Origin of the sequence: Gordonia sp. Swx-4, assembly GCF_030316175.1 — a bacterium.
Taxonomy (GTDB): domain Bacteria; phylum Actinomycetota; class Actinomycetes; order Mycobacteriales; family Mycobacteriaceae; genus Gordonia; species Gordonia alkanivorans.
In genome coordinates this window covers 1,052,944-1,071,384 of sequence record NZ_CP128197.1, presented here as the reverse complement: position 1 = coordinate 1,071,384, position 18,441 = coordinate 1,052,944, and the positions used below count along the sequence as shown (strand labels likewise).

At 70.6% G+C, this 18,441-nt stretch carries 3 protein-coding genes and 1 pseudogene; 1 reads left to right on the top strand and 3 read right to left on the bottom strand.

Annotated elements, in window-relative coordinates; genetic code table 11:
* The first annotated feature begins 92 nt into the window (after positions 1–92).
* The gene (locus PWF70_RS04875; RefSeq protein ID WP_035753427.1) at positions 93–1,064 is read left to right on the top strand and encodes a 1,4-dihydroxy-2-naphthoyl-CoA synthase; all 972 of its coding nucleotides are present in this window, start codon (positions 93–95) and stop codon (positions 1,062–1,064) included.
* On the opposite strand, the gene PWF70_RS04870 is transcribed toward PWF70_RS04875, so the two are convergent.
* The 3 genes and pseudogenes from PWF70_RS04870 to PWF70_RS24190 all read right to left on the bottom strand — a co-directional run bounded on the left by PWF70_RS04870 (position 1,058) and on the right by PWF70_RS24190 (position 18,265).
* A complete protein-coding gene (locus PWF70_RS04870; protein ID WP_006358189.1) occupies positions 1,058–2,824 on the bottom strand; it encodes a DUF4012 domain-containing protein in 1,767 nt (588 codons plus the stop codon). The two genes, PWF70_RS04875 and PWF70_RS04870, sit on opposite strands and share 7 nt — an antisense overlap.
* Positions 2,821–3,432 (bottom strand): low molecular weight protein-tyrosine-phosphatase, encoded by a 612-nt coding sequence (locus PWF70_RS04865; protein WP_006358188.1) that lies wholly within the window; start codon positions 3,430–3,432, stop codon positions 2,821–2,823. The genes PWF70_RS04870 and PWF70_RS04865 overlap by 4 nt, the downstream gene beginning before the upstream one ends.
* Positions 3,426–18,265, bottom strand: a pseudogene (locus tag PWF70_RS24190) (amino acid adenylation domain-containing protein). Before PWF70_RS24190 ends, PWF70_RS04865 begins: the two are co-directional and overlap by 7 nt.
* Positions 18,266–18,441 lie beyond the last annotated feature (176 nt).

Genomic DNA, 18,441 nt, shown 5'->3' with positions numbered 1-18,441 from the left:
GATACTCCTCAGGACATTTGACCCACCTCGGGCACCCGTGCGCCCGGCGGACCGCCGTGAGCGCGATCGTCTGCGATCACTACTCTGAGCGCATGAGCGCGACCGACGACACCAAGACCGCCGACCAGCCGTTCGACCCGGCCCAGTGGACCCAGGTGCCCGGGTTCACCGACCTCACCGACGTCACCTACCACCGGCATGCGGCCGAGGGTCGCGAGAACGGCATCGTGCGAGTGGCCTTCGACCGTCCGGAGGTCCGCAACGCCTTCCGCCCGCACACCGTCGACGAGCTCTACCGCGTGCTCGACCACGCCCGCCGCTCCCCCGACGTCGGAACGATTCTGCTGACCGGCAACGGCCCGAGCCCCAAGGACGGCGGGTGGGCCTTCTGCAGCGGCGGCGACCAGCGCATCCGCGGCCGTTCCGGGTACCAGTACGCGACCAGCCACGACACCGACGTCGTGGCCGCGGGCGCCGACTCCGTCGACGAGGCCCGGGTGAAGGTCGAGGGCGGACGACTCCACATCCTCGAGGTCCAGCGACTCATCCGCACCATGCCCAAGGTGGTCATCGCGGTGGTCAACGGATGGGCGGCCGGCGGCGGCCACTCACTACACGTGGTGTGCGACCTGACCCTGGCCTCCGCCGAGCACGCCCGGTTCAAGCAGACCGACGCCGACGTGGGCTCGTTCGACGCCGGTTACGGCAGCGCCTACCTCGCCAAGCAGGTCGGCCAGAAGTTCGCCCGCGAGATCTTCTTCCTCGGCGAGGCCTACGACGCGGAGACCATGCACCGCATGGGAGCAGTCAACCGCGTCGCCCCGCACGCCGAGCTGGAGAACACCGCCATCGAGTGGGCCCGCAAGATCAACGGCAAATCGCCCACCGCGCAACGCATGCTGAAGTTCGCGTTCAATCTCACCGACGACGGCCTCATGGGTCAGCAGGTGTTCGCCGGTGAGGCCACCCGCCTGGCCTACATGACCGACGAGGCCGTCGAAGGCCGGGATGCGTTCCTGGAGAAGCGCGATCCGCGCTGGGACGACTACCCGTACTACTACTGACGCGGCCCGCAGGCGGGCACGTCGACGGTGACGGTCGGGTCGTCGACCAGCGGCTGCACCGGGACCTCGGCCTCGCCCGCCGCGGCGGTCGGCTCGTCGATCTTCAGCGTGATCGTGGCGCTCTGTCCCGGCGCGATGCCGACGCGGGTCGAGTAGTACGGCCGCCCGTGCAGGGTCTGTTCGACGTAGAAGGCGCCCGCGTCTCCCAGGGTCATTTCCTTGAGCACCGCCCCCTTGGTGGCGAGGAACTCCACGTTGGCGAGGTTGGTGCCCTTGTCCACCGACAGTTCGGTGCCGAGGCCACCGGCGACGTAGTCGGTGAGCCCGGTGGTCTCGTCGAGGGTGTTGGTCAGGGTGACCTTGATCGTGCTCTCGCGGGTGTCGCCGCGGCAATCGCCTGAGGTGTAGTCGATCTCGCGGCGCAGGTAGTAGTCGAGCTTGCTGCCCGACGCGTTGCCGATCGCCACCTGCAGATACGGCGAGTCGGTGTCGGAGATCTGGTGACCGAGCTTGGTGGTCTCGAGGATCTCCTGTTCGGCCGGCGTGGTGCTGTAGACCATGATCCGGCGCTCGTGGACGCCGCGTCCGAGAGCCTCGAGCAGGTCGCGGGTGCTGCCACCCGAGTCGATCAGTTTCTTGACGACGGCCTGGGAGATGGACTGCAGGTACGCCTTTCGGGCCCCGTTGTCGTCGGCGAACCGTTGGTACGAGGTCGACAGCGTGATCGGTACGACGTTGTCGGCGGTGATCTTCTCGCCGCCGGGTAACGCCACCGGTCCGACGACGTCGAGTATGTACTTCAGCGCGATCGGGTCGAGCGCGATGGCACCGTCGAGCTTCTGGCCGGTCTGGGCCTGCCAGTTGGCCAGCCAGATCTTCGCGGCGTCGGGGAAGTGTGCGCTGAGGTTCCCGTTGCGGAAGTCGGTGTAGGGCTTGTAGTACGAGTAGATCGCGTCGTACTCGGGCCCCAGGTCGATCTTCGGTGTCGTCGGGTCGCGGAACTCGGAGTTGGCGCCGAGCTCGGGAACCGTCACCCGTCCACCCGTCGCGTTGAGCAACCCGAAGCCGCCGACGAGTCCGCCGGTTCCGCGGGATTCCGACGGCGTCTGGAAGGCCATGAAGTAGTTGCGCGGCCCCTCCGAACCCAGCATCGGCGGGATGAGCTGGGCGGCGATGTCGGTCGCGACCAGGGTGGACTCGGCCGCATCGACCTGTTCGGCGAGTTGGGTTCTCGCATCGGCGACGACGCCGAGCCAGCTCGGAGTGATCGACGCGACCTCATCGGCCACCTCGGTCGAGCGTTCGGCGACCTTGGCGAGCTCGGGTTGCGCCTCGCGTAACAGTTTGAGGTTCACCGTGTTCCCGGTCCGGAGCTGATCCGGGTTCAGCACGCCCGCGAGATCCGCGGCCGGGAGGAGTACGTCGGCGGACAGCGCCTCGACGGCGTCGCTCATCTGCTGCACCGACTTCAGCGGCGATCCGATTCCCGGGAGCGCGGCCACCGCCGACCACACGATGCCGTGGGACCTGTCGGAGGCGGCCTGGGCGCTGTCGGCGGCCGCGGCGGCGGCCTGCGAGGCGCCGGCCTGATCGCCGTCGAGCATGAGGGTCCGGGCCCGGGAGGCATCGGAGCGCACCGATTCCAGGTCACCCTTCACCTTCAGTGCCGAGTACGCGAGCCAGGCGACGACCGCGGCGACGAGCAGCACGATCAGAGCCAGGATCTGTACCGCCCGGTTTGCGACGATGCGGCGGATCATCGGGTCTCCCCTGTCGTCTCGGTGATGTGTTGTGCCGCCAGCCAGTTGGCGACGGTCTCGACCTTCGGTTCGACCTCGGCGAACACCCGGTCGAAGTCCTCACGCGGACGGCCCATCGGGTCGACGATGTCGAGGAGCGACGAGTTGGGATCGATGCGTCCCCGCCCGCCCATGATCGCGGCGAGGGTGCCGTTCTGGTCCGGGGTGCCGGTCTCCGCTAGGGCGGCGAACTCGGTGAGGGTGAACACGCGCTTCCAGCGCGCGGGCGCCATCTGCTGGGCGGCCGCACGGTGCTCGCGACTCATGCACAACACGACGTCGGCCTGCGTCAGCATCGGCGGACGCAGATATCGAGCCTCGAAACCCGATGCGTCGTAACCGTGTTCGGCGAGAACCGCGGCGGAGTGCGGGTGGATCGGCTGACCGTTCAGCGCGCCGGTACCGGCACTGCTCGAGGTGACGGCGAGATCTGTTCCGTCGGCGCGCATTCGGTCGGCCAGCCCCGTCAGCACGCGTTCGCCGATCGGCGAACGGCAGATGTTGCCCGTGCAGACGAACAGGATCGACAATCCCGTCGACGTCGCGTCCCGGTCGGATCCGGTCACCATTCCTCCTCGATTCTCCTGGCCAGCCGACGCATCACGTCGGGGTCGCCCATCTGCGCGTGTGCGACTCCGGCGGAGATCACTTCCACCGCCGGAGCCCCGGTTCCGGCATCGTGCCGGACGGCCCGTGCCCAGCTGTCGACGTCCGGATTGTCCTCGGCGGCAACGTAGATGACCTTACCCACGGGCGCCGGACCCAGCTCATAGGACCGCACCGCGGCGGCGAGGGTCCGGGAACGATCCTCGAATCGTCGTAGCGCCTGCGGGTCGTGGCGTTCGGCCGCGGCCCGCAGCGGGTGATCCTCGCCGAGCAGCTCCTTGTCGGCCTCCTCGTCCAGGTCGCCGGGCGGCCGGGAGTCGAGCACCATCAGCACGCCGACCTGCTCCCCGGCGTCGACCAGCTGACGGCTCATCTCATGCGCGATGACGCCGCCCAGCGACCAGCCGACGAGGTGGTAGGGCCCGGACGGCTGACGCCTGCGGACCGCCGCGACGTGGATGGCCGCGATCTCGGCGAGGCTCGCGGGCATGTCACGGTCGGCCACGACCAGTTCGGGCAGCTGGAGACCGTAGGCGACGGCCGAATCCAGCGACCTGCCGAAGGCGCGGAACGGTTCGACGATTCCGGTGGCGGTGTGCACGCACCAGATCGTCGGGACGCCGGATTCCGGGACATCGAGTTCAGGGGCATCGGATTCGGGGAGATCCGGGCGCGAGAGCGGCACGACGCGGTGGTCGACACCGGTGCCCTTCCCCGTGTACGTGGCGTCGACGACGCGGGCCACCTCCGCCGGCGTGCGGTGGGTGAAGAGGTCCGCGACGTCCACGGTGACAGAGGTGTGGCGGGTGAGTTCGTCGCGCAACTGCACCAGGGCCAGGGAGTTGCCGCCCAGGGCGAAGAAGTCGTCGTCCATGCCGACGCCGTGTTCACCCAGCACCGCCCGGAAGGCGTCGCGAACCGTCGTCTCCGTGCGGGTCTCGGGTTCGCGGGTCGAATCCGACCAGGTCGGCTCGGGCAGTCGTCGCTGATCGATCTTGCCCGCGCCGCTCAGGGGGAGTTCGGCCAGTTCGACGATCCGGGCGGGCACCATGTGCCGCGGCAGCCGGGTTCGGCAGACGTCGGCGAGGCGGTCGGCGGGCACCGACGAGACCACGTAGGAGACGAGTGCCGGCCCGGCCGGCCCGGGCCGCAACACGGTCACCGATCGGTCGGCCCCGGCGCCCACCAGGACGGCGTCGATCTCGGCGGGTTCGACGCGCTGGCCGCGGATCTTCATCTGGCGGTCCGCGCGACCCACGTAGATCAGCTCGCCGGACTCGCGATCCCAGCGCACGAGGTCGCCGGTCCGGTAGCGCCGACGACCGTCGTTCCCGGCGACGAAGGTCGCGGCGGTCAGCGCCCGGTCGCCGAGATAGCCACGGGCGACGCCGGTTCCGCTGACGTAGAGCTCGCCCACCACGCCGAGTGGGACGTGGCGGAGTCGGGTGTCGAGGACCTCGGCGCCGATCCCGGGCCGCGGATGCCCCAGTCGTACCGGCTCGCCCGGACGGTAGGCGCTGGTGGACACCGTCACCGTCGTCTCGGTCGGGCCGTAGATGTTGCGGACCTGCGTCCGCTCCGACCATGCCGTCGCGAGGTCGGCCGGCAGTGCCTCGCCGCCGATGTAGACCAGTCGCAACGAGGTGATCGACTGCGGTCGCATCGTCCGCATCACCGACGGGGTCGCGGTGAACACGCTGACCCGGGTGCGGTCGAGGAAGTCGGCGAGGTCGCTTCCCCCGACGATCTCGGGCGGGACGACCACGAGCGTCGCACCCGACGCCAGCGGCAGCAGCATGTCGTGGAACGTCGCGTCGAAGCCGGGGCTGATCGCCATTCCCACCCGGTCGCCGGATTCCACGTCGCCGAGTTCGGCGACACGATGCACGCCGCGATGGGTGACGCCGACGACGTTGGGGGTGCCGGTGGTTCCCGACGTCGTGATGACGTAGGCCAGGGAGTCCCGCGAGACCCGCGTGATCGGTTCCGAGACAACGGGTTCGATCGGTTGAGGGGGAATGTCGTCCGGACCGATCGCCGTCGCCCGCGCGCCGGCGACCACGTGGTCGATGCGCGCCGCGGGGTAGGTGACGTCGACGGGGACGCACACCCCGCCGATGCGGCTCACCGCCCAGATGGCAACCACCGATTCGATGGAGCGCGGGACGACCACCGCGACCGCATCGCCCGCCCCGAGGCCGCGGGCGCGGAGGGCGCGCGCCGTGACCGACACCCACGCGTCGAATTCGCGGTAGGTGAGCGTGCGCCTGCCGTCGGCGATCGCCGGACGGTCACCGTGCGACGCAACAGCTTCCCCGAACAGATCGGCGAGCAGTGGTTCGGTCCCGGTCGGCGCGGCAGCATGTGCACGGCCGGTGAGGAGTTCGCGTTCCGCCGCGGTGAGCGGTTCGATGGTGGCGATCCGACGTGCCGGGTCGTCGGTCACCGCTGCGACGGCAGCCACCAGTCGCTCGCCGAGTCCGCGGATCAGTGTCTCGTCGAGTAGATCCCGCGCGTGATGCAGTTGCAGCCGCCAGTTGCTCCCGGACCGAACCGCGACGATGTGCACGTCGAACTCGCTGTGCGAATCCACCGCGGTGCGTGGTGCGTCCGCAGCGACCGGGGCCGGAGCGACACCGGTGGAGTCGACCACGGAGAAGGCCACCTGGACGAGGGGGTGACGTCCGGGAATGCGAGGCGGATCGACGAGTGCGACGACGTCGTCGAAGGCGATGGCCGCGTGGTCCAGGGCGGCGAGGTCGGTGTCGCGGACGGTCTCGATGAGCTCGCCGACCGTCATCCCGGCGGTCAGCGGTGTGCGCAGGACCACCGTCGAGATCAGCATGCCGACCGTGCCTGCGCTGTCCTCGTCACGGCGCATCGATGCCGGTGTCGCCACGGCGATGTCGTCGACGCCGGTCTGCGCCGCGAGCGCGAGTGCGGTCGCGGCGTGCAGGAGGTGGAAGTCGCTGGCCAGTGCGCGGCGGGCGGCCGTCGAGACGGCTCGGGCGACAGCATCGTCGATCGGGAACTCGACCACCGAGGTGCGCAGGTCGCGCACGGGTGGACGGTGGTCGGCGAGGTCGAGTTCCCCGCTGTACCCGGCGAGGGCCTTCCGCCAGTAGTCGTGCAGCACGGTGCGGGAACTCTGTTCCTCGGCGACCATCCGGCGCGCGAGGACGTCGAAGCCCACCGGCTCCCGCTCGAGGGCGTCGCCGGCCAGGAGCGCGGTGAGTTCCCGCTCGACGATGGCTGCGGATTCGCCGTCCATCGCGATGTGGTGGGCGACGAGCACCACCGCGACCGGGGCGGAGTCGACGCCGCTCTCCGACAGCACCCAGGCCCGCACCGGCGGGTCCCCGGCGAGATCGAAGGGTGCGGAGAACTCGTCGGCGATGCCGGTCCCCGTGAGCGCGGCAGAGTCGAGATGGCGTACCGGCGGCCGCCATCCGTCGACGACCTGCTGCCGCGGGCCGTCGGGCGTGGTCAGGTAGCGGGTGCGCAGCGCCGTATGCCGGCCGACAAGCGCGTCCAGTGCGGCGGTCACCTCGGCGGTCGTGAGTCCGGCCGGGACGCCGACGACGACGGGGACCGAGTAGATCGGGACCTGGCCCAGCATCTGCGCGCCGACCCACATGCGGCGCTGCGTCGGTGCGAGCGGGATGTCCGTGAACCGGTCGTCCGGAAGGTGGACGGTGTGATCCGGTACGTCGACAGGGTCATGCGCAACGTCGACGGCCATGCGGGACACCGCGACGGCGAGCGCAGCGGGTGTCGGGTGCTCGAACAGGACCCGCGTGGGCACCCGGATGCCGAGGTGACGCCCCAGGGCCGAGGTCACCCTGGTGGCGGACAGCGAGGTACCGCCGAGAGCGAAGAAGTCGGCGGATTGCGCGACCGCGTTCTCCGGGACCTCGAGCACCTCGGCCATGATCGCCCCGACCTGCGAGACGAGTTCGGGATCGGCGGGTTCTCCTGTTTTCGAATGTGATTCGTCGGTGTCGCGTCCGGGGGTCCCGGCCACGGGCGCAACTGATGTCGAGGCGACGAGCGGGAACGGTTCCCCCACAGCGGGCAGATCGCACAACAGGGTCGTGTAATCGTCGAGCAGCTCCTGCGCCACACCGTCCGGGATCCGGCCGGAATGCACCAGGGTGACGTGCAGTTCGTCGTCGCTCTCGGCGAGGACCACCTCAATGTCGTACTTCGCGTCGACGGTCGAGGTCGCCTCGGTGACCAGGGAGGCCACCGCACCGGCCAGGGCCACCTCGCCCGACGCCTGGGGCACGACCTCCTGACTGACGAGCAACACCGAGATCAGCGGATCGCCGCCGTGGCGGGCCGCAGGCCGGACCGCCCGCACGACGTCTTCGTAGGGGACGTCGCCGTGGGCCAGCGCTGCCAGTGCGACGTCGCGGACCTGCTGCACGGCCTCACGAACCGGTGTGTCCGGCCGGAGTCGGGTGCGCAACGCGACGGTGTTGACGAACATGCCCACCACCGACTCCCATTCGGGGGCGGAGCGTCCGTGTACCGGCACGCCGACCAGGACATCCCACTGCCCCGTCAGCTGACCGAGGGTCGCCGAGAGAGCGGCGTGCGCGACCTGGAAGACCGTGGCCGACAGCGCCTTGGCGGTCTGATGGATCGCGAGGGCCGGCACGGAGGCACCGATTCGACCGGTGACGCCCACCGCGTCGGAGTCGCGATGGCCGGGCAACCGGACCGGTTGCGGGGCATCGGCGAGAGTCGCCGTCCAGTAACGGATCTGGTGGGCGACGACGCTGTCCCGGTCGGCGGCGTCACCGAGACGTGCGATCTGCCACTGGGTGAAGTCGGCGTACGTGAACGCCTCGTCGGCTGCCACCGCCAATCGCTCGCCGTCGTAGGCCCGCATCAGGTCGGCCAGCAGCACGCGGATGGACCAGCCGTCGATGGCGATGTGGTGGAGCACCGCCGCGAGGTAGAGGTCGGGATCGTGGGTGGGGGCGTCTGAGGTGTCCACCTCGAAGACCGCCGCGCGGAATCCGGGCTCGTTCTCGAGGTCGAACGGCGCTCGCAGGTACTCCGTGACCTCCCGCCGCAGCGCGGTCTCGACGTTCTCGTCCCCGACCTCGACGCGGCGGTGGGCCAGCACCGGGCTGCGGTGTTCGATCAGCCGTTGGACCGGTCCGGCCGGCGAATCCGGGTACACCGTGCGGAGCACCGCGTGCGCGCCCACGACCTCGTCGACGGCCTTGCGAAGCCGGGCGAGATCGACGCGACCGCGGATCCGCATCACCACGGGCACGTGGTATGCGGTCGAGGTCGGGTCGAAATGATGGTGAATCCACATGCGCCGCTGCGGGTATGCCAGTGGCAACGGATCGGGAACAGGAGTCGCGCCGGCGCCGGCGCCGGCGACAGTGCCGCAACGGGTTCGGAGGTCGGTGAGATCAGGTCGTCGATGCGGCGAGCCAGCTCGCCGAGCGTCCGCGACTCGAACAGCAGACGGGCCGCGACGTCGGCCCCGGTGGACGCGGAAAGCCTGGAGGTGACCTGCGTGGCCGACAGCGAGGTGCCGCCGTCGGCGAAGAAATCCGAATCGGCGTCGAAGCTCTCGACGGGGCGGCCGAGGATCTCCGCCCACACCGACGCGATGAGCACTTCCGTCTCCCCCGCCGGTGCGCGACCGACCGCGGCCGAACCACGGACACCGGTCGCGCCGAAGTCCGGTGCGGGCAGGGACGCCGTGTCGATCTTGCCGTTGCGGCCGATCGGCAGTTCCTCGACCTCGATGAACGCACTGGGGATCATGGTGCGCGGCAGCACGTGTGCCAGCTGCGATGCCAGATCGTCGGTGTGGTTCCCGGTATCGGGCTCGCCGATCACCCAGGAGACCAGGACCTTCTCGCCCGCTGCGGTGACGCGGGCCGCGGTCACCGAGGTTGCGATGCCGGGCAGCCGGGACAGCGCCGCATCGATCTCGGCCGGTTCGAGGCGCACGCCACGGATCTTGACCTGGTCGTCGGTCCGGCCGTGGATCACGAAGGTGCCGTCAGCTCGCCGATGGACCAGATCTCCGGTGCGGTACATGCGCTTGCCGTGCGGACCGGCGACGAAGGCGACCGCGGTCGTGCGCGGGTCGTCGAGATACCCACGTGCCAGGCAGTTTCCGGAGAGGTACAGCTCACCCACGGTGTGGTCCGGAACAGGACGCAGCATCGGGTCGAGCACAGCCATGGTCACACCGTCGAGCGGGCGGCCGATGTGGACGGCACCCGACACGGAATCGGTGTAGCGCGCACTGCTCACCGCGACGGTCGCCTCGGTCGGACCGTATTCGTTGCTGAGGGTTGCGGTGCGGGTCCAGTCACGGATGAGTCCCGCGCCGAGCGGTTCGCCGCCCACGGCGACGTGCCGGACGTGCGGCAGGTCGCCGGGGCGCAGGGTGGCCAGCACCGACGGGGTGGTGAGGAGAACGGTCACCCCGGCGTCGTGGACGAGGTCGGCGAGTTCGTCGGCGGCGACGACATCCGACGGACACATGATTGCCGTCGCGCCGGCGATGCGCGGCGGCAGGACTCCCATCAGGTGCGCGTCGAAACCGGTTGCGTACGTGTGCAACACACGGTCGGCGGAGGTCAGCCCCAGCCGTCCGACGGTGTCGCGGGCCCACCCGGCCACGCCACGATGCGTGACCGCGACCCCCTTCGGCACACCGGTCGTCCCGGAGGTGAAGGTGATGTAGGCGACGTCGTCCGGCGTCACCGCCCGCACCCGCTCCGCCTCGTCGAAGGTCGGCACCACCGGGGGCAGTTCGGCGAACAACTCGTCGAGCGCGAGCACCTCGACACCGATTCCCGTCGCGTCGGTTCCCGCGGTGTCGATGCCGCCGAGCCCGAGCACCACCGTCGGTCGGCACCGATCGAGGATGAGGTTCCGGCGTTCGGCCGGGTCGGCGGGGTCGATGTTGACGAAAGCCGCACCCGCGCGGGCGATCGCGGCGGACGCGATCATCCCGAACACCGATCTCGGGAGCAGTTCGACGACCACATCGCCCGCACCGATACCCCGCGCGATCAGTACGCGCGCCAGATGGGTCGACAGTCGGTCGACGTCGTGGGCGGAGATCTCGGTCCCGAAACCCGGTACGCGGTAGCGGGAATCGACGATCGCGACGTCGGACGGGGATGCGTCGGCGTACGACGTGAAGAGCGTGTCGAAGGTCTCCGGTTCGAGCTCCGGCGTCGCCGCCTCCTCGCTCGCCGGGCTCATCAGCGAGAGGACCGGCTCGTCGGGCGCGAGCACGCCGCGTCTCAGGGTGTCGACGACGAGGTCGCACAGCGCTTCCAGACGGTCCGCGGTCGCGACCGCGTCGGTGCAGGACATCGTCACGTGCAGCGCACCGCCGTGCCGGTACATCGAGACGTCGATGCCGAAGAGCGGGATTCCCAGGACCCCCGAGGCTGCGTTGCCGGCCGCACCCGTCGGGAACTCGGCCTCCACCCACTCGACGATCGCATCGGGCACCGCGCCGAAGGACACCTCGAACAACGGGGTTCCGGCACCGGCACGACCGGGATCGGCGATCTCCGAGATCTCGGTGAGGGGCAGGTCGGCATGGGAGAAGGCGCCCAGGTCCACCGAGGTCACCTGCGCCAGGAGTTCGGCGAAGGACAGTGCCGGATCGATCGGCGTGTGCAGTGGCACCGCACGCGCGAACAGGCCGGGCACACCGACGAGGCCCGGGTCGAGACGGCCGGACAGCGCGGTGCCGATGGTCACCACCCCGGCACCCGACTGCCTCGCCAGGACCGCCGCCAGCGCGGTGTGGGTGGCGATGAACGGGGTCGTCGACCGCGCCACGGTCAGCTCGTCGAGCGATGCGGTGACGGTCGCGTCCAGCTGCCCGTGCGTACGATGCACGATCGTCTCCGCCTCGCGGGCAACGGTTTCCGCCTGCAGATTCACCTCGGGCAGGCGGAGCTGTTCGACCGGTCGGGTGAACGCCGTCCGCCAGAACGCGGTCAGTTCCGCCCGCCTCGCCTCGAGCGTCTCGGCACGCCACATCGAGTACCGCCGATAATCCGTCCCGCTCGCGGGCAGCGGCGCTCCGGCCAGGGCGGTGTCGAGATCACCGGCGAGGATCGCGAAGGATTCGCCGTCGGCGGCGATGTGGTGGATCACCCCGACAAGCCACCTGGACCCGTCGATCTCCACGATCCGTACCCGCCACGGAAGCGAGGCGGCGAGGTCGACGGGGGTGGCCATCGAGGCGAGGACGGCGGTCACATCCGGCGTCGAGTCGACTTCCAGACCGAGTTGCCGTTCCAGATGGTCGAGGACGTCGGCGTCGTCCCATCGATGCTGTACCGGGACCCCGTCGCGCAGCGGGAACCCGGTACACAGGGCGTCGTGCCGGGTCACGATCGCGGCCAGGGCGCGTCGCACATCGGCGGGGCTCGCGTCGATCGGCAGGGCCAGCGGCAGGAGGTAGCCGGTGAACTCCGGCTCGGTTCGCCACCGCAACCAGACGTCCAGCTGTTCCGGCGTGAGCGGAAGATCCGCGGGGATCTCGCGGTCATCGGACAGCAGGGACACCCGCGACAGCACGGGCGAAGTAACCGCAGCCGCGATCCGCGCCGCCAGTTCCGCGACGGTCGGGTACTCGAAGACATCGGCCACCTCGATGCGGTGGCCCATCCCGGCGAGAGTGGCGGCAAGACGTGCCGCCGAGAGCGAGGTGCCGCCGGCTGCGAAGAAGTTCGTTTCTGCACCGAGATGACCGGCATCTTCACCGACGACCGCACGGATCGCCGACGCCACCGTCTCCTCGATCGGACCGAGCGCCCGTCCGACCGGCGGGGCGGTGTCGGTGATGCTCGCAAAAAGCTTGTCCCGGTCGATCTTTCCGGTCCGGGTCATCGGCCAACCGTCGACGATCGCGACGCGGGACGGCACCGCGTGCGCCGGCAGCCGGGCGGCGCAGGCGGCCAGGATCGTCGCCTCGTCGAGGTCGTCGAGGACGTCGAAGTCGGCGAGGCCGTCCTCGGTCACGAAGGCCAGCAGGTGCTCGTCGCCCGCCCGTCGGCCCGGTCGTACCAGGACGCGCGCATCGCCCACGCCCGGTATCGCGCGCAGGGTCGAGACGATCTCACCGAGTTCCACACGGTGGCCGCGGATCTGGACCTGGTCGTCGTTGCGGCCGAGGTAGGCGAAACGACCCGGAGCGACCTCGCGCACGCGGTCGCCGGTGCGGTACATCCGTAGGCCGCGCCCCGACGGGTCCGCGACAAACCGGGTCGCGGTGAGCCCCGGTGCGTTGAGGTAGCCGAGCGCGACCTGCTCGCCGGCGAGATACAGTTCGCCGGCCGCACCGGTCGGCACCGGTCGCAGGCGCCGGTCCAGCACCATCGCGCCGACGCCGTCGAACGGGGTGCCGATGATGCTGCGTTCGTCGTCGAGGTCGACGTCGGCGGCGGTGAGCACGACGGTCGTCTCGGTGATGCCGTACATGTTGACCAGGCGGGTGCGGGGATGCTCGGCGGCCCATGCGCCCAACGTGTTCGGCGCGAGGGTCTCACCGCCGAAGACGACGGCCCGCAGTGACGTCAGTTCCGGCGGGGCCGGGGCCCCCGCCGCTCTGGTGGTCGTCGCCAGGTCGACGATCCCGCTGAACGCGGTCGGGGTCTGCGACAGGATCGTTATCCCGTGCCGGTCGATCACCGCGGCGAGTGCCCGCGGGTCCCGGACCGTCGCATGGTCCACCACGACGACGCTGCCGCCGGATGCCAACGCACCGAGGATCTCCCACACCGAGAAGTCGAAGGCGTACGAGTGCACCCAGGCCCAGACGTCCCGCGGGGAGGCGTCGATGAGGTCGAGGCCCGCCCCCATCAACGCGGCCACGTTCTGCCGGGTCACCACCACGGCCTTCGGCAGGCCGGTGGAACCGGAGGTGTGGATGACATACGCGGCGCCCGGCATCGTCTGCGCGCGTTGATGACCCACCCCGGCCGTCACCTGGAGACGGCTGTCGACGATCGCGGCCGGGGCGGTCCCGGCAAGGATCAGGTCGATGCGCGCCTGCGGATGGTCCGGATCGATCGGAACATAGACCGCGTCGGCGAGGAGGGTCCCGACGATCGCCACCACGGTGTCCGCGCGTCGGTCCATGAGCAGTGCCACGCGGTCGCCGGGCCGCACCCCGAACTCCCGCAGGTGCGCCGCCAGCGCGCGCGCCCGGTCCACGAGAGTGCGATAGTCGAGCGTCTCCTCACCGGCGATGACCGCGGTCGCCTCGGGGGCTGCGGAGGCGTGGCGGAGAAGGGCGCGAACGGGGTCGACGCAGGCGGTCCGGCGGGTGCCCGGATCGGCGACCGGCCGCGGCGACAGGCATTCGGCGATCAACGTGTCCGGTGCCGAGGCGCCCAGAGCCGCAACGGCCTCGACGAACCTGTCGAGCAGCCGACCGGCCGACGCCACGTCGACTCGGTGCTCGGCGATCGTCAGAGTGACGGACAGCCCGTTCCCGTCGTCGATCACGGTGAATTCCAACGCGGTTCGCGCCTCGCCGGTGCGCAACGTCTCCCCGCCGGCGAAGACCGTCGAGGCGACGAGATCGGGTGCCGTCGCATGGTAGGCGAAGATGACGTCGGACAGTCCGGTCGGTCCGGTGTCGGCGAACGTGACGGCCGTGCCGAGATCGCGGCCGGCGCCCGCGAGCGCTTCGGCGATCGGGGTCTGGCGAGCACCGGCCACCCGCACCGGCACCGTCTCGACGAACATGCCGACGGGGCGGAGTTCCTCACTGGTGAACCGGCCGGACACCGGCATCGACAGCACGACGTCGTCGGAGTCGGTGAACTCGGCGAGGGTTGCCGAGAGTGCCACGCACAGAAGCGTGTTGACGGTGGTGCCGCTCTCTCGCGCCCGCGCGGACGCGGCATCGGTGACCGCACGATCGATCCGGCGGCTCGTGTGGACCGCGGGTCCGGCGGTGAGCCCGGACGCCGCGGGATCGCCCACCGGGGGTTCGGGCAGTGCGAGACGTTCCGGGGCATCGCGGAGGAACCGGGTCCAGAAAACCTCTGCAGCAGCCCTGTTCGCAGTTGTGGTCGCCGTCGCAGTCGCAGGGCCGGATGGTCGTGCTTCCAGGACCTCACTGAACGCGACCGCTTCGGTCTCCCAGACGGGTTCCGCACCGGCCGCACGCGCACGGACGGCGTGGGCGAAGTCCTCCAGCACGATGTGCAGCGACCATTCGTCGACGGCGATGTGATGGGCGACGAGAACCAGTTCGACGGCCTCGCGGGTCTCGTCGAGTACCGCTCGCCACGGGACTCCGGTCCGCAGGTCGAACGGCGCCGACACGGCGAGATCGACGCCCGCCGGGTTCAGGGTCGCGCTGGTGATCGGTGCGGCAGCGGCAGATTCGGCCCGGCCGCGAACCCGTGCGACCGGCTCCCCGTCTACCTCCGGGTACACGGTCCGCAGTGCCTCGTGCCGGGTGGCCACGTCGACCAGGGCGGCTCGAGCAGCGTCGGCGGAGATGTGTTCGGCGAGCGTGAGACGCACGGGCAGGTGATACACCGTCGCACGAGGGTCGGCGCGGTTGAGCAGCCAGATCTCCTGCTGGGCGCGGGTCGGCCGATAGGAGACGACCCCGCCGGTGGATGTCGTCCGCCTCGGGACGGCTGCGTCGACGACCGCGGCGAGCTCGCCGAGTGTCGTCACCGCCGCCAGGTCGCGCATGTCGACCACCACGCGCAACCTGCTGCCGAGGTGGGTACCGAGCTGCATGAATCCCAGTGAGGTGGCGCCCAATCGGACGAGTTCGTCGTCCATCGACGGACGCGATACGCCCAGCACCTCGGTCACCGCGTCGGCGACCGCCACCTCGGTGGCCGTCACCGGCGGCCGATACGTTGCCGGTGTCTCGCGTACCTCCGCGATCAGTCCGGCCGCCGCATGCCGGTCCACGTTGCCGGTCAAATCGGTCGGCAACTCGTCGAGGATCACCACGCGGCGGGGTCGGGTCGATGCGGGCACCTCGCCGTCCACCCGGCGCCGGACAGCGGCCCGGACACGCTGGTGGTCGGCATCGTCGGTGTCGCAGACGACGCCGACGTCGAGTCCGCCCGAGGTCACCACTGTGACCGCGTACCCGACACCGGCGACCTGTCCCGCCGCCCGGTCGAGCGCCGCGAGATCGATCCGCACGCCGCCGAGGGTCACCACATCGCCTGCGCGGTGGTCGATCACCAACATGGCAGTGCCCGGGTCGAAGTGGCCGCGGTCGCCGGTGTGCAGCATCCGTGCTCCCCGGTCCCACGGGCACGCCACGAGGGTGGCCGCGGTGCCGACCGGGTCGTCGGCGACGCCCCGGATCACCTGCGGACCGGTCACATAGACGTCGCCCGTGATCCCGGCCGGAACCGGTCGCAGCCAGCGGTCCAGAACGGCGATCTCGGTGCCGGGACGCGGTGTACCACTGGGCAATCGGTGGTCGACGGCGGCGTCGGGGGCGATCCGCCGGTTCGCCGTCACCGGACCGAACGCGCCGCGCGGACAGTACGGCGCCGACACCTCTCGACCGAAGGCCAGACGCACCAGAGCGGCCGGCGCGATGTCCTCCCCCGCCACCAGGAGCGAGGTCATCGGCCCCTGCTTGCTAAGCCCCGGGACATCTCCCGGCGTCGCGATCACGTGCGTGACCGACGCGGTGTCCGCACCGGGCACGACGAGCCGCAGACCGTGCGCGGCCGCCGCGATGATCTCCAGATGGGCGGCCGACGACCCGGCGGCAGCGTCGAAGAGGAGGCGGCCGTACTCGAGATCGGTCGACCGGTCGTCGAACAGTCCGGTGGCGATCAGCGCGGCCACCGCGCGCTGGGGCACCGCAACGGTCGTGCCGACCCCGGAATCGGATTCCGTGATCGCGAGATGGCAAGCGATGTCCTCGGATTCGGGTGGACGGACCGGCGCTGCGGAAGCCTCGAGCCCATGGAGGTCCGTGAGTGTCAGGAGGCGCGGACCCGAGTCCGACGCCGGGGCGTCCTCGGACTGTGCGGCGATGACGAGCGCGGGACGTGCGCTCACCGGCAGCGTCGCGACGGCCGCACGCGGCGCGATCGGATCGAGCAGGACGAGTGCGGCACCACTCACCCCGACCGCCCACCACGCGGTCAGCCGGTCGACGCCCGGCGGCAACGCGATACCCACCGCGGTCCCCGGAGCCGCGCCGGCGGTTCGGAGTCGGGTGGCGAGATCCACTGCGCGGCCGTGTAACCGGTCGAACGTGATCGGTCGGGTGCGGGGCTCGTCGATCACCGGCCCGTGCGCGTGACGCGCGGCCGCGACGGCGAGCGCCTCGGGCACGGTGGCCGGCGCGGATCCGAGGGCCTCGCCGCGGACCACCGCCACCGGGTCGGCGAGCGGGAGATCGTCGATGCGGGTGTCCGGCGCCTGCAGAAGGGCATCGGCGAAGGTGCGCAGCATCGCGAGGAACTGTCGATGATGCTCGGCGACCTCGGCGTCGTCGTAGCGATTGGGGTTGGCCTCCACCCCGATCATCAGCACCGAGTCCCGGTCGTCGCCGGCGACCGGGACGATGTTGATCGTCAGATCCTCGGCGGGGCCGACCGTGAGGATGTGGAAGGTGCCGTGCGCCTCTCCGCAGGGGAATTCGCGCTGGAAGAGCATGAGATTGAGCATCGGACCGGACCGCTCCTGCGCCGCGGTGCGCCGTACGCGTCCGCTGGTCTCGTCGGCGGCGACATCGGCCCAGATGTCCTCGCCGCGGTAACGCTGGTGCCGCAGCGCGCCGAGGAGTGCCGCCTGTGTGGTGGCCAGCGCATCAGCGACCGACGCCTCCCCCGCGACGCCGGTACGCAACGGAACCACATTCGAGACGGGCAGCGGCGTCGACCGGAGCGCTGCGGTGGTCCGGGCGGCGACCGGGAACTGGAAGATCACCTCGTCGCCGTCGGCGGCGGCCCGGGCCAGGTAGGCCGAGAACGCGGCGACGAGGACGTTCGGCAGGATCGTCGAACGCACCTCGGCCGCGCGGCGGAGCGCATCCATCGTGCCCGCGTCCACGGGCGCGTGGACGCGCCGCGACACCGCCTCGGGCTCGCCGCGCCGATGGGCGAGCGACGCGGGGATTCCCACCCCGGCCATGGCCTGTCGCCAGTGACTCCGGTCGGTGTCGAAGCGTCGCGATGCGCGGTACTCGTCGTCGGCGCGCGCAGGCAGATCGAGGTCCACCGGTTTGACGGCCGGAGGCGTGCCGCCGGTCACCGCGGCGTGATAGGCGGCGATCGCCTCGACCATGCGGTCCTTGCCGCCCACCCCGTCGGAGAGCAGGTGGTGGCCGCGGTTGTAGACGAAGAACTTCTCGTCGCCGAGTCGGAAGAGACAGCCGCGGGCGGTGCGGTCGACCCGGGGGTCCAGTGGTCGCGCACAGTCTTCGCGCATGATCGCCTCGGCGGCCGCCCGCGGGTCCGGGCAATCCCGAAGATCGACGACGTCGGCCCAGTAGTGCAGCGACGGGTCGTATACGCCCACCAGCCCGTCGTCGGTGTCCTCGAACCTCAGCTGGGTGAACTGGGCGCGACGCACCACTTCGCTGGTCACGCGGAGGAAGAGTTCGACGTCGATCGGCCCGTCGATCTCGACGTACTGCGCGACGTTGATCGGCACATCTGGTGCCGCCTGCTGGGTGAACCACAGCGCTCGTTGCGCGGCACTGAGCCGGAATCGTCGGGCGATTCCGGCAGTGGGGGTCTCGGGCGGCGGGATCGGGTCGCTCATGGCCGGCCCGCCCGTCGCTCACCCGGTCCGTGGGACCAGGAACTCATGGGGCACGCCGGCCGTCTGATCCCCCCGGCCCGCACAGCGGTGCCATCACCGAAATCCGGGGGCCCCGTATCCCCGAAAACGAATCAACAAATCTGGAATTCTCGAAGAGGAATCCTAATCGCGAGATG